The sequence below is a fragment of the Pedobacter fastidiosus genome (assembly GCF_014306625.1).
Taxonomy (GTDB): Bacteria; Bacteroidota; Bacteroidia; order Sphingobacteriales; family Sphingobacteriaceae; genus Pedobacter; species Pedobacter fastidiosus.
The window spans coordinates 26,632-47,762 of sequence record NZ_JACRYL010000011.1 but is presented as its reverse complement, the minus strand read 5'-3'; the positions used below and the strand labels follow the sequence as shown (position 1 = coordinate 47,762).

Annotated in this window: 21 protein-coding genes; 14 read left to right on the top strand and 7 right to left on the bottom strand. The window is 34.2% G+C overall.

What is annotated here, in order from left to right:
• Nucleotides 1-174: 174 nt before the first annotated feature.
• The gene (locus tag H7U22_RS13345; RefSeq protein WP_187071851.1) at nt 175-1,011 is read left to right on the top strand and encodes a BRO-N domain-containing protein; all 837 of its coding nucleotides are present in this window, start codon (nt 175-177) and stop codon (nt 1,009-1,011) included.
• Between the two features lie 170 nt (nt 1,012-1,181).
• The gene (locus tag H7U22_RS13340) at nt 1,182-2,438 is read left to right on the top strand and encodes an anthranilate synthase component I family protein (protein WP_187071850.1); all 1,257 of its coding nucleotides are present in this window, start codon (nt 1,182-1,184) and stop codon (nt 2,436-2,438) included.
• Nucleotides 2,439-2,650: 212 nt separating this feature from the next.
• Here the strand turns inward: H7U22_RS13340 and H7U22_RS13335 are convergent, their stop codons facing one another.
• From H7U22_RS13335 to H7U22_RS13320, 4 genes are all read right to left on the bottom strand, one after another.
• Entirely contained in the window at nt 2,651-3,457 is an 807-nt protein-coding gene (locus H7U22_RS13335; RefSeq protein WP_187071849.1) for a M48 family metallopeptidase, read from the bottom strand.
• A gap of 104 nt (nt 3,458-3,561) precedes the next feature.
• On the bottom strand, nt 3,562-4,209 hold the full coding sequence (gene plsY, locus H7U22_RS13330) for a glycerol-3-phosphate 1-O-acyltransferase PlsY (protein WP_187071848.1): 648 nt from the start codon (nt 4,207-4,209) through the stop codon (nt 3,562-3,564).
• 49 nt (nt 4,210-4,258) lie between these two features.
• The gene (gene nadC, locus H7U22_RS13325) at nt 4,259-5,101 is read right to left on the bottom strand and encodes a carboxylating nicotinate-nucleotide diphosphorylase (protein ID WP_187071847.1); all 843 of its coding nucleotides are present in this window, start codon (nt 5,099-5,101) and stop codon (nt 4,259-4,261) included.
• 109 nt (nt 5,102-5,210) lie between these two features.
• A complete protein-coding gene (locus H7U22_RS13320) occupies nt 5,211-5,576 on the bottom strand; it encodes a DUF4783 domain-containing protein (protein ID WP_248284749.1) in 366 nt (121 codons plus the stop codon).
• 289 nt (nt 5,577-5,865) lie between these two features.
• Here H7U22_RS13320 and gpmI point away from each other — a divergent pair, with 289 nt between their 5' ends.
• Both gpmI and H7U22_RS13310 read left to right on the top strand, forming a co-directional pair.
• Nucleotides 5,866-7,386, top strand: a complete 1,521-nt coding sequence (gene gpmI / locus H7U22_RS13315) for a 2,3-bisphosphoglycerate-independent phosphoglycerate mutase (protein ID WP_187071845.1) — start codon at nt 5,866-5,868, stop codon at nt 7,384-7,386.
• Entirely contained in the window at nt 7,386-7,916 is a 531-nt protein-coding gene (locus H7U22_RS13310; RefSeq protein WP_187071844.1) for a hypothetical protein, read from the top strand. Before gpmI ends, H7U22_RS13310 begins: the two co-directional genes overlap by 1 nt.
• 51 nt (nt 7,917-7,967) lie before the next feature.
• Here H7U22_RS13310 and H7U22_RS13305 read toward each other — a convergent pair whose 3' ends face one another.
• Nucleotides 7,968-8,588 carry a tetratricopeptide repeat protein gene (locus H7U22_RS13305; protein ID WP_187071843.1) on the bottom strand — a complete coding sequence of 207 codons (621 nt, stop codon included), beginning with the start codon at nt 8,586-8,588 and terminating at the stop codon, nt 7,968-7,970.
• 320 nt (nt 8,589-8,908) lie between these two features.
• On the opposite strand from H7U22_RS13305, the gene lon reads away from it, so the two are divergent.
• Together lon and H7U22_RS13295 are read left to right on the top strand one after the other, a co-directional pair.
• Nucleotides 8,909-11,380, top strand: a complete 2,472-nt coding sequence (gene lon / locus H7U22_RS13300; RefSeq protein WP_187071842.1) for an endopeptidase La — start codon at nt 8,909-8,911, stop codon at nt 11,378-11,380.
• 85 nt (nt 11,381-11,465) lie between these two features.
• The gene (locus H7U22_RS13295) at nt 11,466-12,416 is read left to right on the top strand and encodes a lipid A deacylase LpxR family protein (RefSeq protein ID WP_187071841.1); all 951 of its coding nucleotides are present in this window, start codon (nt 11,466-11,468) and stop codon (nt 12,414-12,416) included.
• 2 nt (nt 12,417-12,418) lie between these two features.
• Here H7U22_RS13295 and arfB read toward each other — a convergent pair whose 3' ends face one another.
• Entirely contained in the window at nt 12,419-12,829 is a 411-nt protein-coding gene (gene arfB / locus H7U22_RS13290) for an alternative ribosome rescue aminoacyl-tRNA hydrolase ArfB (protein ID WP_187071840.1), read from the bottom strand.
• 161 nt (nt 12,830-12,990) lie between these two features.
• Between arfB and H7U22_RS13285 the strand changes: the two genes are divergently transcribed.
• The 8 genes from H7U22_RS13285 to rpsA all read left to right on the top strand — a co-directional run bounded on the left by H7U22_RS13285 (nt 12,991) and on the right by rpsA (nt 20,741).
• Complete coding sequence (locus H7U22_RS13285; protein WP_187071839.1) at nt 12,991-13,776, top strand: hypothetical protein; 786 nt, start codon at nt 12,991-12,993, stop codon at nt 13,774-13,776.
• Between the two features lie 90 nt (nt 13,777-13,866).
• Nucleotides 13,867-14,544: a (d)CMP kinase gene (gene cmk, locus H7U22_RS13280; RefSeq protein ID WP_187071838.1), complete on the top strand. Its 678-nt coding sequence runs from the start codon at nt 13,867-13,869 to the stop codon at nt 14,542-14,544.
• 58 nt (nt 14,545-14,602) lie between these two features.
• Nucleotides 14,603-15,433 (top strand): 3-keto-disaccharide hydrolase, encoded by an 831-nt coding sequence (locus H7U22_RS13275; RefSeq protein ID WP_187071837.1) that lies wholly within the window; start codon nt 14,603-14,605, stop codon nt 15,431-15,433.
• Between the two features lie 55 nt (nt 15,434-15,488).
• The gene (locus tag H7U22_RS13270) at nt 15,489-16,997 is read left to right on the top strand and encodes a TPM domain-containing protein (RefSeq protein WP_187071836.1); all 1,509 of its coding nucleotides are present in this window, start codon (nt 15,489-15,491) and stop codon (nt 16,995-16,997) included.
• A 129-nt stretch (nt 16,998-17,126) separates the two neighbouring features.
• Entirely contained in the window at nt 17,127-17,846 is a 720-nt protein-coding gene (locus H7U22_RS13265; RefSeq protein WP_187071835.1) for an SH3 domain-containing protein, read from the top strand.
• Nucleotides 17,847-17,873: 27 nt separating this feature from the next.
• The gene (locus H7U22_RS13260) at nt 17,874-18,080 is read left to right on the top strand and encodes a hypothetical protein (protein WP_187071834.1); all 207 of its coding nucleotides are present in this window, start codon (nt 17,874-17,876) and stop codon (nt 18,078-18,080) included.
• A gap of 92 nt (nt 18,081-18,172) precedes the next feature.
• On the top strand, nt 18,173-18,397 hold the full coding sequence (locus H7U22_RS23410; protein WP_317172981.1) for a type II toxin-antitoxin system RelE/ParE family toxin: 225 nt from the start codon (nt 18,173-18,175) through the stop codon (nt 18,395-18,397).
• Between the two features lie 409 nt (nt 18,398-18,806).
• The gene (gene rpsA / locus H7U22_RS13250; RefSeq protein ID WP_131561150.1) at nt 18,807-20,741 is read left to right on the top strand and encodes a 30S ribosomal protein S1; all 1,935 of its coding nucleotides are present in this window, start codon (nt 18,807-18,809) and stop codon (nt 20,739-20,741) included.
• Nucleotides 20,742-20,932: 191 nt separating this feature from the next.
• Here the strand turns inward: rpsA and H7U22_RS13245 are convergent, their stop codons facing one another.
• Nucleotides 20,933-21,115: a hypothetical protein gene (locus H7U22_RS13245; RefSeq protein WP_187071833.1), complete on the bottom strand. Its 183-nt coding sequence runs from the start codon at nt 21,113-21,115 to the stop codon at nt 20,933-20,935.
• Nucleotides 21,116-21,131: the final 16 nt, after the last annotated feature.

The window sequence follows — 21,131 nt, the reverse complement described above, 5'->3', positions numbered from 1 at the left end:
CGGAGAGATTTTGTTGAGGTTAAATATTGAAAAAAATTAAGAAGCAATCCATATTTGGGTTGCTTCTTTTGTTTATAACATTATTTAGTTTTTTAGTAGCCTTTATCTATCTTAGAGCACCTTCCCTGTAAAATCACATCCTTTTATTTCTGTATCAAAATAATATAATTGTAAATGAATAGCTTAAAATTATTTGAAGACAAAAAAGTACGTTCCACTTGGAATGAACAGGAAGACAAATGGTATTTCTCCATAATTGACGTTGTTGAAGTACTAACAAATTCTCCACGCCCTAGGAAATATTGGAATGCTCTAAAAACAAAGTTACAAAATGAAGGAAGTGAACTGTCCCATAAATTGGGACAGTTGAAAATGTCGGCAGATGATGGAAAAATGCGAATGACCGACGTCGCCGACACCGAACAAATTTTACGTCTTATCCAATCTATTCCCTCGCCAAAAGCTGAACCCTTTAAACAATGGCTAGCACAAGTTGGTGCAGAAAGAATTGCCGAAATAGAAAACCCTGAATTAGCACAATCCAGAATTAGAGCAACTTATAAAGCCAAAGGTTATAGTGATGAATGGATCGAAAAACGAATCAGAGGCGTTCTCGTTCGTGATGAATTAACCAACGAATGGAAACAAAGAGGGGTAAAAGAAGGAAGAGAATATTCTATTTTAACCGCAGAAATAAGTAAAGCAACCTTCGGCATCATTCCAAGTGATTACAAGAAACTAAAAGGTTTAACAAAATCTTCTGAGAATCTGAGAGATCATATGACAGATTTGGAATTGATTTTTTCTATGCTTGGAGAAGCCTCTACAACAGAAATTGCTAAAAATAGAGATGCAAAAGGCTTCGAAGAAAATCATGTTGCTGCACAAGCTGGTGGTAGTGTTGCAGGTAAAGCTCGAGAAGATTTAGAACAAAAGTCAGGCAAAAAGATAGTTAGTAGCCAAAATTTTAAACAGCTTAACGATAAACAAAGCGGTAAAAATTTAGAATAAAAATAGTGCTTCATTAAAAGCTAAGGTTTTTATCTTTCAATTTGAAAACTAGTGTCGGTGCACCTATTCAGTCCCGATAATGTTTTAAAATGGTAATTAAAGTTTTTACAGACGAAAGAATCCATCAAGGGGCTTTACACTTATGTTGGGTTTAGTTACCTTTGTTCTGCTTGAAACACCTCCAAACCGTTACCGATTTTAAATACAAGGCATTAAACTGGGCCAACCAATTTGATGTTTGTTGCTTCCTGGATTCAAATCAATACAATCAAGCTTATTCAGAATTTGATTTTTTATTAGCTGCAGATTTTCAATTTGAATTAAAATCATCTAGCAGAAACTCTTTCGACGATCTAAAAGCTTTCTATGAAGCGCATCAGCAATGGGTTTTTGGCTTCTTCAGTTACGATTTAAAAAATCAAATTGAAGATCTAACGTCCAATAATCGAGATGAATTAGATTTTCCAAACCTCTATTTCTTCGTTCCAAAATATCTTATCGCATATAAAGATGGGATCGAAAAAGTCTTAATTGGCCATGATTCTGTATTAAATGAAATAGAAAATTTTGAGAAAATTCCCTCGAAGCAGAGCGGAAAATTAGAAATCAAATCCAGATTATCAGAAGCTGAATATCTCACAAAAATTGATTCTCTAAAAGAACACATTTCTAGAGGTGATATTTATGAGATTAATTTTTGTCAAGAGTTTTTTGCAGAACACGCAGAAATTAATCCTCTTGAAACCTTTGAAGCTTTAAATAGATTATCGCCCACACCATTTGCGGGCTTCTTTAAAGTTAATGAACATTATATTTTATCTGCTACGCCCGAAAGATTTTTATGCAAAAGAGGCAATAAACTAATTTCTCAACCGATAAAAGGTACCGCAAAGCGAAGTCTTGATCCTGCCGAAGATGAAGCAATTAAATATGCTCTTAGAGGTGACATTAAAGAACAAACAGAAAATGTAATGATTGTAGATTTAGTCCGCCATGACCTTACAAAATCCGCTGTTAAAGGATCAGTCAAAGTAGAAGAGCTTTTCGGTATCTATACTTTTGCCCAAGTCCATCAAATGATCTCGACCATCAGCTGCCAGCTTAATCCAGAAATACATTTTATTGATGCGATTAAAAATGCTTTTCCAATGGGATCAATGACTGGTGCGCCAAAAATTAAGGCAATGCAGTTAATTGAACAATACGAAGAAACCAAAAGAGGTATTTACTCTGGATCATTTGGTTGCATTAATCCAAACGGAGATTTCGATTTTAATGTGGTAATCAGAAGTATTTTATATAATTCGGAATCAAAATATCTTTCCTTTCAAGTTGGGGGGGCAATTACTTATCAATGTAATGCAAAAAAGGAGTACGAGGAGTGTTTACTTAAAGCGTCAGCAATATTAAAAGTTTTAGGAGATTAGTTTATTTACTAGTGAAAACAATCCGCTTAGTTTATGATTTCCTTAATCAAAAAGCCTCGTCATGCTAAACTTGATCCGAAAGCTATCGGATCAGCATCTTTTAGGCTATGCCAAATAACTAATAAAATCCTGAACTAAATCATCAAAATAAAAAGGTGGAAACTTTTGCTAATACAAAAACTTTCCACCTCGAAACCTTCTAACTAAAGTTTTTATTTCTTGTAATACTGTTGCGCCTCTGGCAAGTATTTTTGAATCTGAGCAATACGTGTCGCATCACTCGGGTGCGTGCTTAAAAACTCAGCTGGTTTTTGCGCATTTGCTGATGCGGAAGCCATTCTATTCCAAAAACCTACTGAAGATTGAGGATTATATCCAGCCATTGCCATAAATATCAAGCCTAATCTATCTGCTTCTAATTCTTGGTTACGAGAGTATTTTAACATTGCAATTGGAGCACCAACACCATAAAGCGTATTAAATGTAGATTGCGCTTTAGGATTTTTAGATAAGGCTACTCCTCCTGCTGTACCAATTCCTTGCGCCACCATTTCTTGCGACATACGCTCTGCCGAATGCCCTGCAATTGCGTGAGCAATCTCATGACCCATAACAGTTGCTAAACCTGCATCGTCTTGTGTTACCGATAAAATACCGGTGTAAACAACGATTTTCCCTCCCGGCATACACCAAGCATTTTTTTCATTGTTTTGTACAACATTAACTTCCCATTTGTAATCCTGAATTAAATTACCATAGTTATTATTGTTCATATAGGTTTGCACCGCTGTAATTAATCGGCTACCTATTGTTTTTACTTTTAAAGCCTGAGCATTGGATGCTGGCAAAACAGCCGTTTTATTTTCGGTTAAAAATTCGCTGTAAGCTTGGAAAGCCATTGGCAAAACTTGGTCGTTGCCTACTAAATTTAATCTACTACGTCCGGTTAAAGGAACAGTAGAGCAAGAATTAAATAAAAGTAAACCTGCAACACTAGCGGTTAGTAATAACTTTTTCATAAAAAATAATATTTTTTTTTAAGGATTGTGAACTTTAATCATAAGCAAACAATGTAGTAACATTTAGCTTACAAATAAGTTTCAAAGCGTGTGTGAATTGTTAATTAATTAGTTTTCTTCCTAAACAAATACACTTTGGATTCTTTGCCTTTCAGCAATCTTTCAAGATTTTTTTGATGTGTAACTAAAATCAGAATACAAACAACCATTCCGTATAGCACTTCGGATTTTATGGAAACCTGAAACAAAAAGACAACACTAAGCGGAAAGGTAAATCCAGCACATATTGAACTTAATGAAACATATTTAGTTAATAATAAAATGACCACAAAAACCAGAACACAAAGCATAGATGCTTCGAAGTTAACTGCCAAAATCATTCCAAAAAGTGTAGCGACACCTTTACCACCCCTAAAACCAGCAAAAACAGGAAACAAATGCCCCATAACTGCAGTTACACCAAGTGCCAATTGATAATTAACAAAAACAACCGAATTTTGTGGCCCAGTTACGGACATACCGATTAGATAAGCGAGATTAGTAGCAGTATAGCCCTTTGCAATATCAATAACCATCACTGCAATGCCTGCCTTTTTGCCTAAAACCCTGAAGGTATTCGTGGCACCAGCATTCCCACTTCCATATTCTCTAACATCAACACCATAGAAAGCCTGTCCTAACCAGACAGCCGTTGGTATCGACCCAAAAAGGTAAGCGAGTAATAGAGCGCTGAGAGAATAAACCGTAACCATAGCCTACAATGATACAAAAAATAAGCCTTTTATTGAGTAGCTCATCATGTTAATATGCTTTTAAGCTGATATCTAAACTCTTAACTGAATGCGTTAGTGCGCCCATCGAGATATAATCTACACCACAATCGGCATATTCCTTTACATTCTCTTCTGTAATTCCTCCAGATGCTTCAGTTATGAACTTTCCGTCGATCAATTTTACTGCCTCTCTTAATTTTTCAAAACTAAAATTATCAAGCATAATCCGATCCACTCCCCCTATTTCTAAAACTTGAGATAATTCCCCAATATTCCTCACTTCTATCTCAATCTGTAGAGTTTTTTGCTGATCTAATAAATATTTTTGAGCAGATTTAATTGCGTTTGAAATTCCACCAGCATAATCTACATGATTATCCTTTATCAAAATCATGTCGTATAAACCAATTCGATGGTTTACACCACCACCAATTCTTACAGCCCATTTTTCTAAATAGCGTAAACCTGGGGTTGTTTTTCTAGTATCTAATATTTTAGTTTTGGTGTTTTTTAAAAGCGCCACAATGTGATTTGTTTTGGTAGCAATGCCACTCATTCTTTGCATGCAGTTTAAAACCAAACGTTCGGCAATTAAAATAGAATGTGTACTGCCACTTACCGTTAATCCGATGTCGCCGACTTTTACAGGCACTCCATCGTTTAATAATAAATCAACTTTTAAATTGGCATCTACAACTTTAAAAATTTCTAAAGCTAGTTCCACCCCAGCTAAAATTCCATTCTCTTTAATAATAAGTTTTGCTTTGCCTTGAGTACCGACAGGAATGGTTGATAATGAGGTATGATCGCCATCACCTATATCTTCAGCGAGGGCATTTTTTATGAATTGATCTATAAGTTCTTTATCCAAAACAAGTTATTTGATTACAAAAATAAGAATTATTTATCATCAGACAATTGCCTGACAGGCTTAAAAAGTTAATTTAAGCAGATTCTAATCGAGAAATAAATAAATTGAATTAATCTTTAGCTGGCTCGATGCGCAATTCGGTAATTAAAAAGCTTGTGTTAAACTTTTTCATGGTAATGGAAACCCGAAAAGTTTCTTTAGCGGTGCTAAAAAGAATTACGCCGAAACGGTAGTTGGGATTGGTATTAATTTTATGAAAAATACTTGTTTTTACTGGGGGATGCTTGATGAAAAAATCTTTTAAAATCTGCTCACCCTGTGCTTTAGAATATACATCCTCCTCATCAATAATGATCAATTCTATGGTTGAAGCAAAATTTTTGGCAATTTCTTTTGAATTACTAGATTTAAAATACGAAGATAAATCATCAATAATATCCGCTTGGAAGGCTATAGGACGATATAATGACGACAAACTAATAACTAGTAAAAATAAGCTCCGGATCATTTCTGCATTTTATACAGAACCCTATAGCTAAAATTATGCCATTAGCTTATCAAAAAAAGGATTTCTTAATTTGTATAACCTTCAATAAAGTTATATTTGCGTTCGAAACAAAATAATAAAACATGAGCAGCTTGAAAATGTTTTAAAAATGTTTCCTAATTATAGAATCACTTTAGATAAAATAGCTGTTAAAGTTGTTCATTTTAAAATTAATTTATAACTCTATTAGCAGTGTTATCTTAAAAAAGCAAAACTAATGACAAATAAAAAACTCGCACTTATTATTTTAGATGGCTGGGGCTACGGAAATCAAGACAAATCCGATGCTGCTTATGCGGCCAATACACCTTTTTTTGATTCATTATTACAAAAATATCCTAATTCAAAGTTAGAGGCTTCTGGCGAGGCGGTTGGCTTACCTGCTGGCCAAATGGGGAACTCAGAAGTTGGCCACATGAATTTAGGCGCAGGTAGAGTGGTTTATCAAGAACTGGGCAGAATAAATAAATCGATTACTGATAGAGAATTACATAGCCACCCTGTTTTGCTGAGTGCATTTGATTATGCCAAGAAAAATAACAAAGCGGTTCATTTTATTGGTTTGGTTTCCAATGGTGGCGTTCATGCCCACATTGAGCATTTAAAAGCATTAAGCGATGCTGCAAACCAAGCAAATGTTCAAAAAACTTTTGTGCATGCATTTCTTGATGGACGAGATACTGATCCAAATTCAGGATTAGGATTTATTACCGATCTACAAAACTACATTAAAAACTCTAATACAAAGCTTGCTACAATGGTTGGCCGTTATTATGCAATGGATAGAGATAATCGCTGGGAGCGTGTAAAACAGGCTTATGATGTTATGGTTAATGGCATCGGAGAAAAAACCCAAGATGCTTTAGCCGCAATCAAAAAATCATACGAGGCTGGCGTTACAGATGAGTTTTTGCAACCCATTGTTTTAACCCAAGATAATGGAGAACCAATTGCAACCATTCAAAACGATGATGTTGTAATTTGCTTTAACTTCCGCACCGATAGAGGACGAGAAATTACCTCGGCACTAACACAAAAAGATTATCCAGAACAGCAAATGCATAAATTGCCATTGTATTATGTTACGATGACTACATACGATGAAAATTTTGAAAAAGTAAATGTGGTTTTTACCAAAGATGATTTGAGCAAAACTTTGGGTGAAGTATTGGCGGGCAGTCAAAAAAATCAAATCCGCATTGCGGAAACAGAAAAATACCCACACGTAACATTCTTCTTTTCTGGCGGAAGAGAATCCGAATTTGAAAACGAGAAACGCATTTTAATTCCTTCGCCAAAAGTTGCAACTTACGATTTACAACCAGAAATGAGCGCTGCAGGAATCACAGAAGCCATAACGGCTGAAATGGAAAGCGGTTGGGCAGATTTTATCTGTTTAAACTTTGCAAATCCAGATATGGTTGGACATACAGGTGTTTTTGAAGCCGTAATTAAAGCAGTAGAAACTGCAGATAAATGCGCAGAAATTGTCGTTAATAAAGGTTTGGAAAATGGTTATTCATTTATCCTTTTAGCAGATCATGGCAATTCAGAATTTATGGTAAATAAAGATGGATCTGCAAATACTGCGCACACAACCAACTTGGTTCCATGCATTTTGATTGATACAGATTATAAAATGATTGAGGATGGAAAACTAGGTGATATTGCCCCTACTGTTTTAAAAATATTGGGCGTAGCTATTCCAGAAGAAATGACAGGAAACGTTTTGGTATAATGATTAAAAAACGATATTTATTTGTATTTGCTTTAGCACTTTTTTCCTGCAATCAGCGTAAAGAATCTGAAGCAAATACAGATTTAATTTATTTTGATATTAAAGGTTATTTTGCAAAGGAAATAATCCATCTTCAGGAGCTTAAACCTGTGGTTAAAAAATCGGTGAGCATAAATGGAGCATTAGAAAACAAATCTTTGGTAATAAAGGATTGGACCAAAGAGCTCTCTGTATTTGTAGATGCTGATATTAATAAAACATCTTGGAAGGGAAGTTTTGTAGCTATAAAAAATAATCATCAAGAAACTTATACTTCTTCTAGCAAGAAGATTCCGGTTAAAAAGATTTTGATAGAAAAGAATGGGAATAAAATTAGAAAAGTTGAAATTTTCATTGCAAATAAAAACATTCTTTATACCTCAAATGATACTTTAACTTATTACCCAGATAGTTTGTATCAAATTGAAAAGCGACAGAAAATAAGGTTGCTTAGTGCAAAGAAATATAGCATAATCGGAAAACTGAGATAAAAAAAATAGTCCTGAAGAAATTCAGGACTATTTTTTTGCTTTAGGGTCTATTCACTTCAGGCTCAAAATCTGAGCTTTATCATAGGCTACCCAATCAATAATATCTTTTCGCAAAGGTTGCATAGTTAACACTTTCTGAAAATCAGAAATAGAATTGTTAAACAACGCCACACAAGCAGCCTTTTCTTCTTTCTTTTTTACTTTGAAAGATCTGAAAATGGCGTAATCTTTATAAGCTAAGGCTCTATTTTGCAACATTTGTGAATCTTCTTCACCACTAATTTCAATTGCTTTTGTAAAATCTTTAATGGAGGCAGTATAAAAGTTCTCCCGCATAGAATTTAAGGATTCTTTCGGATCGTTGGCAATATTTAAGCGAGCTTTTCCACGGTAATAATACGCAGAAACTTCACCTGGTTTTATCACCACTAAACGGCTATAAGTTGAAATAGATTTTTCATATTCTCCATTTTGAAAATAAGAATAACCCAGCATTTTTAAAACGTTTGCATTATCAGGATCTTTTGTATCGGCCTTTTCTAGCTGAATAACAGCAGTTTTATAATCGCCTTTCATCATTGCCTGCATGCTTTTATCATAATTGCTTTGAGCAAAACTGGCTGTCGATGAGAAAAGAATAAGTCCTAAAACGGCTTGTTTAAAATAGTTCATGTATTAATAATAAGTTAACAAATCTAACACATCAGTGGGATTAATAGGGAATATTTTTCCGCAATATAATCCTATTCTGAGAATTTAAAAGTTTTTTTAATTTCTTTCGCACAACCTTATCCAGCAAACATTAGCTTAAACGCTAAATTTTGCTTAATATGATAATACAATAAATATTTAAAAACAAACCTGCCTTTTTAACAAAAGATTAATGTTATTTTCACTTTGGCACAAGAGTTGAAATTATTACCTTAACAATTAAATTAAACAATGAATACACGATGATACTGCCAGTTTGTCGTTAGAGGAAGATGTAGATAATGAGTAAACAAGATATATTTGATTTCAATTCAGCTATGCCGATCATAAATGAAGATACCGAGTTTTTCCCACTAATGTCTCAACAAGACGAGGAGGAAATGAATAATGAGGAAACTCCAGAAACCTTGGCAATTTTGCCACTAAGAAACACTGTTTTATTTCCTGGGGTGGTAATTCCAATTACCGTTGGGAGGGATAAATCCATCAAATTAATTAAAGAAGCTTACAAGGGAAATAAAATTATAGGTGTTGTTTCTCAAAAGGATGTTTCTATAGAAGACCCTACCTTTGAGCAACTTAACACCGTTGGTACAGTTGCAAATATTATAAAATTGCTTCAAATGCCCGATGGTAATACAACAGTTATTATTCAGGGGAAGCAACGTTTTAGTTTAATAGAAGAGGCGCAGAATGAGCCATATATTAAAGCGGTTGTTAAAAAATTTGAAGAGCAAAAACATAAAGCAGATAAAGAATTTAAGACTTTAATTGCCTCAATCCGGGAGATGTCTTCTCAGATTATTCAGCTTTCTCCAAACATACCGAGCGAGGCTAGTATTGCACTTAAAAACATTGAAAGCAATTCATTTTTGATCAATTTTATTTCGTCAAACATGAATGCCGAAATGGCTGATAAGCAAAAAATCCTTGAAATGGATAAATTGCAGGAAAGAGCTCAAAAAGTTATGGAGCTTTTAATGGTCGAATTACAGATGTTGGAATTGAGAAATCAAATTCAATCTAAAGTCCGAACCGATCTTGATAAGCAACAACGCGATTATTTTCTAAATCAACAATTAAAAACCATCCAAGAAGAACTTGGAGGAAACTCTGCAGATTTAGAGTTTGATGCTTTGCAGGAAAGAGCAAAAAAGAAAAAATGGGCTAAAGCAGTTGATGACCACTTTGATAAAGAACTCGATAAACTTGGAAGAATGAATCCGGCAGCGCCAGATTATTCAATCCAATTAAATTATCTCGAGCTCTTATTGGATTTGCCTTGGAGCGAATTTACTAAGGACAATTTTGATCTTAAACGTGCTCAACGCATATTAGATAAAGATCACTTTGGATTAGAAAAAGTTAAACAACGCATTATTGAATATTTAGCCGTATTAAAGTTAAAACGAGATATGAAAGCACCAATTTTATGTTTAGTTGGTCCTCCGGGAGTGGGTAAAACATCATTGGGAAAATCAATTGCGAAAGCTTTAGGTCGTAAATATGTAAGAATGGCCCTTGGTGGTATTCGCGACGAAGCCGAAATTAGAGGGCACCGTAAAACATACATTGGCGCAATGCCAGGCCGTATTATTTCATCCATTAAAAAAGCTGGTGCAGATAATCCTGTATTTGTTTTAGATGAAATTGATAAAGTAGGTACAGATCATCGTGGCGATCCTTCATCAGCTTTGCTTGAGGTTTTAGATCCTGAACAAAACAGCTCTTTTTATGATCACTATGTGGAAATGGACTACGATTTATCGAATGTTCTTTTCATTGCAACAGCCAATTCATTAAGTACGATTCAGCCTGCGTTGTTAGATAGAATGGAAATTATTGAGGTAAATGGATATACAATCGAAGAGAAAATTGAGATTGCAAAAAAATACCTTCTTCCAAAACAAAAAGAAAATCACGGCCTGCAGAATAAAGACATCAACTTAAAAACTTCGTTAATTGAAAAAGTAATTGAAGATTATACAAGAGAGTCTGGAGTACGCGGATTAGAGAAAAAAGTTGGTTCGTTAGTTCGTGGGGTAGCTACAAAAATTGCGATGGAAGAAACTTACGATCCTAATTTAACTGTTGCCGATGTTGAACGTATTTTAGGTGCGCCCATTTACGATAAAGATTTATATGAAGGAAATGAAGTTGCCGGAGTTGTTACAGGTTTGGCCTGGACTAGCGTTGGGGGTGACATTCTTTTTATTGAATCGAGTTTAAGTCCGGGTAAGGGAAAATTAACTTTAACTGGTAATTTAGGCGATGTAATGAAAGAATCTGCTGTAATTGCGTTAGCTTATTTACGTGCGCACGCATCAGAATTTGGCATTGATTATTCCCTGTTTGATAATTGGGACGTTCACGTTCACGTTCCTGCTGGGGCAACGCCAAAAGATGGTCCATCTGCAGGTGTAACCATGTTAACCGCATTAACTTCGGCATTTACGCAGCGTAAGGTAAAACAACATTTGGCCATGACTGGTGAAATTACACTTCGTGGAAAAGTGTTACCAGTTGGTGGAATCAAAGAAAAAATATTAGCAGCTAAAAGAGCGAACATCAAAGAAATTATCCTTTGTAAAAGCAATCGCAAAGATATTTTAGAGATTAAAGAAAGCTACGTTAAAGATTTAACTTTCCATTACGTTACAGAAATGAGTGAGGTAATTGAATTAGCTTTAACAAAAAATAAGGTTAAAAAACCATTGGATTTAAGCATTAAAATTGCTCCAATCGTTAACTAATTTGTAATCTTTTGGCTTTATAGCTTTAAAATTCGATTACAATAAATACTTTTACAGCCTAGGTTAAATCACCTAGGCTTTTTTTATGAGATTTTTTTTATTCGCAGTAATCCTTTCATTGGTTGTTTCTACAAGTTTTGCCCAATCCTACAAAAATGAATTCGGTTTTAAAACAGAAAATGATGCTTATTTGGCCACATTAAATGATCGATACTACACTAATGGATTATTTATTTATTTCCGCAGAGCGATAAATCCAGAAAAATTTGGAGAAAAAATAGAGAAGAAAACCTACGAAATTTCTGCTGGCCAAAAAATGTACACGCCATATTGGGGACAGGTACCTAATAAGGCAGATCAAGACAGGCCTTTTGCTGGATACCTATATGTTGGTGGTGCTTATTCTATATTTTACAAAAACGAAAGTGTACTGAAATTAAGTACAGAAATTGGAACGGTTGGGCCAAATTCTCTCGCTCAAGATGCGCAAAGATTTCTTCATGAAACGGTAGGATTTTACACTCCTGCTGGGTGGGATTATCAAATTAAGAATGAGGTTGCTGTTAATTTAGCTGCGAATTACAGCAAATTACTTTATAGAACAGACGATAATGTGGTTGATTTTAGTGGACAAGGTTATGCTAATTTAGGCACAACATTTTCAGGTTTGGGAGGCTCTGTATTGTTTAGAGCAGGAAGATTAAATCAATTATTTAATAGTGCTTATCATAATGCAGTAATCGGAAATTCAAAAACCGCTAGTCTCAATAAATCAGAACTATTTTTTTACGCAAAACCTCAATTAAACATTGTTGCCTATGATGCAACCATTCAGGGAAGTTTGTTTAACAATAATAGCCCAGTAACTTTTGGAGTTAAGCCAATCGTTTTTGAGCAACAGTTTGGCGTTAATTACAGTTCGAAAAGATTTACGGCAGATTTTAACGTGATTTTTAAAACCAAAGAAGTTAAGAGTGTTGCAAAAGCACAAAATTACGGTGGCTTGAGTTTATATTACAGGTTTGGCAAAATCTAAGGTTAATCAAAACCTGGTTTCTTTCTAGTTTCTTTCCTTTCTGCGTTAACGGATTTATTCCTCAATCTTTTCTGAATTACCGCCTTTGGGATTTTAGTTGGCTTTCGCTTTTTTTGGACTATAAGAGAACGTTTAAGCAAATCAATTAATTTGGCAACGGTCTTTTCTTTATTTAAAAGCTGACTTCGATCCTCTTGAGAAACAATATGTAACAACCCTTCCGAATCTAAACGATTTTCGAGCCTGGTTTTTAGAATTAGCTTTTCTTCATCGCTTAAATATTCTGAGTTTTCTAAGTTGAAAATCAGCTCCACTTTGCTCGAAACTTTATTTACATTTTGTCCGCCTTTGCCACCACTTCGAGAAGTATTGAATGCAACTGATTTTAAAATTTCTTCTCTTGTAGGTAACATTTTATTTTTTCTAAATTTTATTGAATGCAAATATATTTAGAAAAAATTAATCAATAATGTTAAAATTATAGTTAATTGAGTGCTCTTTTTGCTAATTCGTTGATAAAATCTTAACTTCAAAGATTCATCCATATTAAGCTCTAAATACCCTTAAACGTCCCATGACTTTAAAATCGTTTGCTCAAAAACTAAAAAGCTTCTTAAAAGCATTCCTGTTCACTATTCTCTGTATTGTTTACCTCTTCTTAACAATCTGGACATTCTGCTACTCTTTAAATATTTTTTACGTTTTTATTATTGTCTTAGCAATTGGTTTGATTCTTTATTTCAGAAGAAAAAAAAGAAGAGATTTATCAGCAATTCTAGTAGTGGGATTAATTATTTTTTTAATTGCTACACCTTATAATTTAACGCAATACAACAATAACGCGGCAGGTTTTCAGGCTAGGGTAAATAGAGGCAAATCACTTACTTTTAAAGAGAAGTGTGGCATATATGGAAATGTTTTAATGATCATTGTTCTTGATTACATCCCACTACGTGAAGCGAGTGTAATGAATTTTTACATGCTGTTTCCCAAAGAAAATAAAACGAGAGTTTTTTACAGTAACGCCTATCTGAGAGCCCATGACATTCAACCATTGTTAAATAAAAAAGGAAAAAATACGGTTGCCTGGAATAAATGGAATGAACGTTTAAATGGTAATTTTAGGTTTGCTGCAGCTTTTGATCCTTGTACAATTGAAATTACTGATGAAGGAACTTACAAAAAAGCGGTATTAATTACGCCGTTTCAGTATCGTAAAAATTATACAACCAAAAATGCCGTACACGCCATGCATGGTTTATTTGAGTTCCATATAAACGAAGGTTTGTTTTGGTATTTGCAACACAAAGGTTGGCTTCATCCTTACACAGCTGTATGGATTGCCAAGTTTGATAAATAAAATCTTGAATTTAAGTTAGGTATAGTTTTTATGACTGAAGTTGTGATAAAAAGTTAAACAAGTACATGGTCTTTTTTTACCTTTGTGGTAATGAAAAAAAACTTGGTTATAGCTATTGATGGCTATTCATCTTGCGGAAAAAGTACTTTAGCAAAAGCTTTAGCTAAAAAATTAGGTTTTATTTATATTGATAGCGGCGCCATGTACCGTGCAGTTACCTTATATTTTTTGAGAAATAACATCAACATTTCTGATGACAATAAGGTTATTGATGCTTTACAGCATATTGAACTTAACTTTCATTCACGCGATTATCAATCGCACATTACTTTAAATGGTGAAGAAGTTTCTGATGAAATCCGATTAATGCCTGTTTCTGAAAAAGTGAGCGAAGTTTCTGCACACAAAATTGTTCGCCACGAAATGGTGAAACAACAACAACGGATGGGCAAATCAAAAAACATTGTAATGGACGGACGTGATATCGGCACTACAGTTTTCCCTGAAGCGCCAGTTAAATTTTTCATGACTGCTGATCCAAAAATAAGAGCTGAACGCAGATTCAAAGAATTAGAAAGCAAGGGCAACAACGAAACCACTTTAGAAGAAGTTTTTGAAAATCTTGCACACCGCGATTATGCCGATACAACACGGAAAGAAAGTCCGTTGGTTAGAGCAGAAGATGCCGTGATTTTAGACAATACCAACTTAACACAAGAAGAACAATTGGCCTTTGCATTAGAACGTGCCGAACCTTTTTTAAGTTAATGGCAGTATCAGTTTAATTTTATTTCATATTTTTAGCGAGAACCAAATTCTCCTATCTATGAAAATTAAAATATTTTGCACCTTACTTTTCCTTTTTTCAATTTCAGCAGAAAATCTTTTTGCTCAAAAAGGATGGATTGATCTTTTTAATGGTAAAGACCTAAAAGATTGGAACATAAAAATCTCTAAGCACGAGTATAGAGAAAACTATGCAAATACTTTTCGGGTTGAAGATGGACTTATAAAAGTAAGTTATGATGGTTATAAAGAGTTTGATCAACAATATGGACACATTTTTTATAAAAAACCTTTCTCTGCATATTTATTAAAAGTAACCTATCGTTTTGTTGGAGAACAAGCCAAGGGCGGCGAAGGCTGGGCTTTAAGAAACAGCGGTGCAATGTTGCATTGCCAAGATCCTTCAACCATGCTCAAAGATCAGGATTTTCCAATTTCTATTGAAGGACAAATTTTAGGTGGCGATGGTGAACATGAGCGCCATACAAGCAATGTTTGTACTCCAGGCACACTAATAAATTATAATGGTGCATTATTTACACCTCATTGTTTAGATTCAAAATCAAAAACCTATGCAGGTAATCAATGGGTAACGGCAGAGTTTTTAGTGTTGCAAGATTCCGTTATAAAACACATAATTGGCGGTGAAGTCGTTTTGGAATACACAAAGCCCCAAATTGGAGGTGGAAATGTTTCTAATTTTGATCCAAAGGTTAAAATTGATGGTAAAGCTTTAACATCTGGTTATATTGCATTACAAAGTGAGAGCCACCCGATTGAGTTTAAAACAGTACAACTTTACAATTTAGAACCATACATGAAGAACAAGGCTAAGCTTGATCAGGTACTGGAAAAAATATTAAAAGAATAAATATCCTCCTTCCCTATTGTTAAATTATGCAACGCATAAATTTTAACCGAAAAATATGTTGAACAAAAATTGGCACAAACGAGTTAATTTACTTTTACTTGCTGTATTTATTTCCGTAGTATCATTTGCTCAAACCGCCTATAAAATAAATGAAATTCCCGATCCAAAAAATAATGGAGGTGGTTATGTTAGTAATCCTGATGGAATTTTAAGCAGTGATGACGTTTCAAATCTTAATACTACCATCGCTGATTTTGAAAGCAAAACAAATTTACAACTCGCGGTAATCATTGTAAATGATTTTGATCATGATAAAGAAGACTTCGATTTTGCCTATGAGCTTTTTAATACTTGGGGAATTGGGCAGAAAACTAGCAATAATGGTCTGCTCCTATTTATTTCTAAAGATAGACGTAAATATAGATTTATAACAGGCACGGGCACTGAGGGTATTTTACCGGATGTTACCCTTAAACATACTGCAGAAAATTATTTAATTCCCGCTTTTAGAGAAAATGATTTTGGTAAAGGAATAATAAATACAGTTGATGCTTTAGGCGTTATTATCCTAAAACCTGAAAACAAATCGGAGCTTAATCAATTTTTTACTCAAATAACAAAAGGCAATAATGACTGGGAAAATGTTTGGCTTCCAACAGCTATAATCTTGCTCGTATTTTTCGGGATATTTAAAATTATAAAGAGACAAGCAAAAAATATTTCTGGAAGTCAATTTATAAAAAAACCAAGTTCGGATCTTGCAATTGCAAAAGGTTGCGCCGTACTTTTCTTCATTGTTTTCATTTCTATTTTTGTTATTGTCTTCACAGAAAGTTTTGAATTATTAAAAAAAATAAGGTTAACACATATTCCAATAATATTATATAGTATACTAGCGATAGGGCTTTTCTTTAGATATCTCTTTTACATTTCTAGTTTAAGGAAGGCACATAACGATGATGAAAACTTTTTTAATGAAGTTAAAACATTTCATAAAAGGAATTGGTGGCTAATTTTTTTCTCGCCAATAATTTTAATTGCCATAATTATTCACTTGATAAAACGAAATAAAACTGCAGATCGTTTTAAACCCATTCTGGATAGCAAAAAAAATGAGATGATTCGGATGGATAGAGATATAAATATTGAAGGTAAGCCTTTTTTATCTCTAGGCCAACGTAAAGAAGAAACGATTAAAACTTACGATTATGATATTTGGGAAAGTGCTGATCATAAAGAACATATTATTAAAGCATGGCCAGCAGAAAACTATGAGGATTATGTAGAATGTCCTTCCTGTAGTTTTAGAACTTATAAGCTGAAAAAGAGAGAAACAGTTACAGAAGCAACATACAGCCATGAAGGACAAGCTAAACTTATAAACGAATGTGGCTTTTGTAAGCATACAGAATTTATAAAATGGATAACACTAGCCATGTTGGTAAAATCTAGCTCTTCATCAGGCTCATCATCATCAAGTAGTAGTTCTTCTTCATCATCTTCATCTAGCAGTAGTTGGGGCGGTGGCAGTAGTAGCGGTGGCGGAACTGGTGGAAGTTGGTAAAGCATTTCGATTAAAACTTATTGGCTTCTGTTTAAAAGTATTTCATAGTTTTGGAATGTTTAGCACGGTGTTTGCGCATAGCGTCAATGCATCGATTTAATTAAAATGCAATCCAACAATATACCAATCATGACTAGAATATTCTTCGTTTTTATTGCCCTGTCTCTTTTTTCTATCAACTTGCAAGCTCAAGATATATATCGGGTAAAGGCCGATAAATTAAATGTTAGATCTACAAATGATCCAAAAAGCAAGGTTATTGGCTTTATAAAGCAAGATGAAAATGTAGTTGTTTTAGATTCTGCAGATGCTAAATACTTTAAAGTTAAAGTTACCAATGGCGAAGGTTGGGTGAGCAAAGAGTTCTTGGTTAAAATTGCGTCAGCAGTAAAACCAGCACAAGCCAAACCCACAATTGCCGTAGAAGTTCCAAAAGTTGCTAAAGATTATTCTAATATTATCTTTTTCGCTGTTGTTGCGCTTTTAATGGGAACGATTTTATTCTTCATATTTAAATATTCTAGTCAGAATAAATTTCTAATTAGCTTTTCCACAATCATTGTTCTTGTTGTTGCTTACTTCTGCTTTATAACTTTTATAAAAGAAAAAACGATAAGTGGAACATTTGCAAGTAATGCGGATACTCAATATAAATCTTTTGATTTTGGCACAAATGATTCTGTTATCGTTAAAGATGTTTATACAGATTCTACCTTTACAGCGAAATATGTTATTGAAGGTGATATGATTAAATTATATGATCAGCAGAATATGATTATGTTATTAATTAGGGATGAAAACACTTTGATTGGAGAAGGCTTTACGAGAGGCACTTTTACTAAGAAATAGGCTTTTAAAATTTGTATATTTGTTGTTATGAAAGTGTTATTAGAAATTCCAGATAATAAGGCATCCTCTTTAATGGATGTACTTAATAGCATTCCATATGTTAAAGCCAAAACTATTATTGAACCGAAAGATATTTTAAAAGCGGAAATAAAAGAAGCTGTTGAAGAATTGAATCTGATTAAGCAAGGGAAGTTGAAGGGTAATGATGCTGAGACTTTTTTGAACGGTTTATAATGTAAAAACTATCTCGTCTTTTGAAAAACAAACCAAACGACTGTTCAAAAAGTACACATCACTAAAAGGCGAACTTTTAGCATTAGTTCAGAATAAAAATTGAGCCAGAAATTGGCATTCCAATTGGAAAAAACTGTTATAAAATTCGAATTGCAATAGCGTCCAAAGGTAAAGGCAAATCTGGTGGAGCAAGAATAATAACTAATTTTGTTGTGAGTGATGGAATAGTTTATTTACTTGCTATTTATGATAAATCTGAAAAAGATAATATCACAGATAAAGAATTGCTAGAATTGCTGAGTTCTATTTCAGAATAAAAAATTAGGTTATCTGCGTTCAAAGCACAGATTTCATTCTTAAACCCGATGGAGCGGAATAGCCCGGAGCCCGATTTTCTTCTATCGGGCGAGGACTATAAGCGAAAGCGGGACTACAGCCCCAGAAGAATAACTGAACGCTCATTTCCAAATAATTAACTTCTTGATATTTTTAAAATAACACTCTACATCGAGAATCATCTGATAGGGAGGAATTGCAAAACGTCTATTTTTCGATCCAAATCTTGATACTTGATATGCCAAAAGCATCCCTTTGGGACTAAATACTTGATACTCCTTTTCTAATCCACTAAAAATCAGCAACATTTATTAAAAAAATCTTTTCTATTTATTAAAAAAGTTTTACCTTTGCAGTCCCTAAATAGGGAAAAAAGGAGATAATTAATTAATGGCTAAAAAACAAGTAGCAGAAAAAGAATTAGCAGCTAAAACAGCTGAACTTCAGGGAGAAGGCGGACGCCTGACTGAAAAAGAAACTATTGAATCTGAAGCTGATTCAGTTTCGATCGAATCGATCAAATCATCATTAGCAACACCAACCGAAGATTTCGATTGGGATGCAGATGAAAAAGTTTTCGGTAATTACAATGATGCAGACCGTAAAAAGTTTGAAGATATGTATGCTGGAACATTCAATCAAATCACTAAAGGTGAAATCATTAGCGGTATCGTTGTTTCAATTAACAACAAAGATGTAGTATTAAACGTTGGTTTTAAATCAGACGGTTTAGTTTCTACTTCAGAATTCCGTGATACACCAGATTTAAAAATCGGCGATTCAGTTGACGTATTCGTTGAAGCACCAGAAGATGCTAACGGTCAATTGATCCTTTCTCGCAAAAGAGCAAAAACTCAAAGATCTTGGGAAGCTATTAACGAGGCTCTTGAAAATGATAGAATCATCAACGGTTTCGTTAAGAGCCGTACTAAAGGTGGTTTAATTGTTGATATCATGGGCGTTGAAGCTTTCTTACCAGGTTCTCAAATTGATATCAAACCTATCCGCGATTACGATGTGTACGTGGGTAAAACAATGGAATTTAAAGTTGTTAAAATTAACCATGAGTTTAAAAACGTAGTTGTTTCTCATAAAGTGTTAATTGAAGACGATTTAGAAAGCCAAAAAGTAGAAATCGTTTCTAAATTAGAAAAAGGACAAGTATTAGAAGGTACTGTTAAAAACATTACAGATTTCGGTGTATTTATCGATTTAGGTGGTGTTGATGGTTTACTTCACATTACTGATATTTCTTGGGGCCGCATAGAGCATCCAAAAGAAGTATTATCATTAGATGAAAAAATCAACGTGGTTGTTTTAGATTTCGATGATGAGAAAAAACGTATCGCTTTAGGTTTAAAACAATTAACTCCTCACCCTTGGGAAAATTTAGATGCTAATTTAGCTGTTGGTTCTAAAGTAAAAGGAAAAATCGTAACTGTTGCAGATTACGGTGCTTTCTTAGAAATCATCCCAGGTGTTGAAGGTTTAATCCATGTTTCTGAAATGAGCTGGTCGCAAAACTTAAGAAATCCACAAGAATTCTTAAAAGTTGGTGATGAGATCGAAGCTGAAGTTTTAACTTTAGATAGAGACGAGCGCAAAATGAGCTTAGGTATTAAACAATTATCTAACGACCCTTGGCAAGAAGTTGCTGCTAAATTCCCAGTTGGAAGCAAGCACACAGCTACAGTTAAAAACATGACTAACTTCGGTGTGTTTGTTGAAATTGAAGAAGGTATCGATGGTTTAATCCACATTTCTGATTTATCTTGGTCTAAAAAAGTAAACCACCCTAACGAATTCACTAAAGTTGGTGATGTATTAGATGTTGTTGTTTTAGAATTAGACGTTGATAACCGTAAATTAAGCTTAGGTCACAAACAATTAGAAGAAAACCCTTGGGATACTTTCGAAACGATCTTCACTTTAGATTCGGTTCACCAAGGTACTGTTGTTAAGGTAACTGATAAAGGTGCTGTTATTGCTTTACCATATGGTGTAGAAGGTTTCGTACCAACTAAACACATGGTTAAAGAAGATGGTACTTCGGTTAAAGCTGAAGAAACTAACGATTTCAAAATCATCGAGTTTAACAAAGAAGCTAAACGCATCGTTGTTTCTCACGCTCGTATTTGGGAAGAAGTTAAAGCTGAAGCTGTAGCAGAAGAAAGAAATGCTAAGAAAAAAGAAGCGAAAGCATCTATTACAGCAGTTAAAAAAGTTAAAGATTCTGTAGAGAAATCTACTTTAGGAGATTTAGACGTATTGGCTCAATTGAAATCGCAATTAGAAGGCGAAGAAAGCAAAGCTAAAAAAGGCTAGTTCTTTTTAACTAAATATATTAAACGCCTTCCCGTTAAATCGGGGGGGCGTTTTTTTTTGCCTCACCCTATGAATGTTTGTGGTTTATGTTTTTTAGTGGTAGTCCCTCTCCGGAAGAGAGGGAAACAAGAGATTGTGATTTGAACCCTTATCAATATTAGGTTATAGCTTCTACCCATAAACCCCTCTCTTTAAGGAGAGGGATTGTAGCAATAAGCCTTGGCACTTGCTTTAACAGGGTGAGGTTTTTGAAAACGAAAGCAAGCAATAATCGTTAACTCCTGCCCCGCTGTTCGTTTAATCTTTTTGGCGATTGTCATGCTGAGGCACGAAGCATCTGTTTCATCGGTTGCAGATGCTTCGTACCTCAGCATGTCAGAATATTCAGGG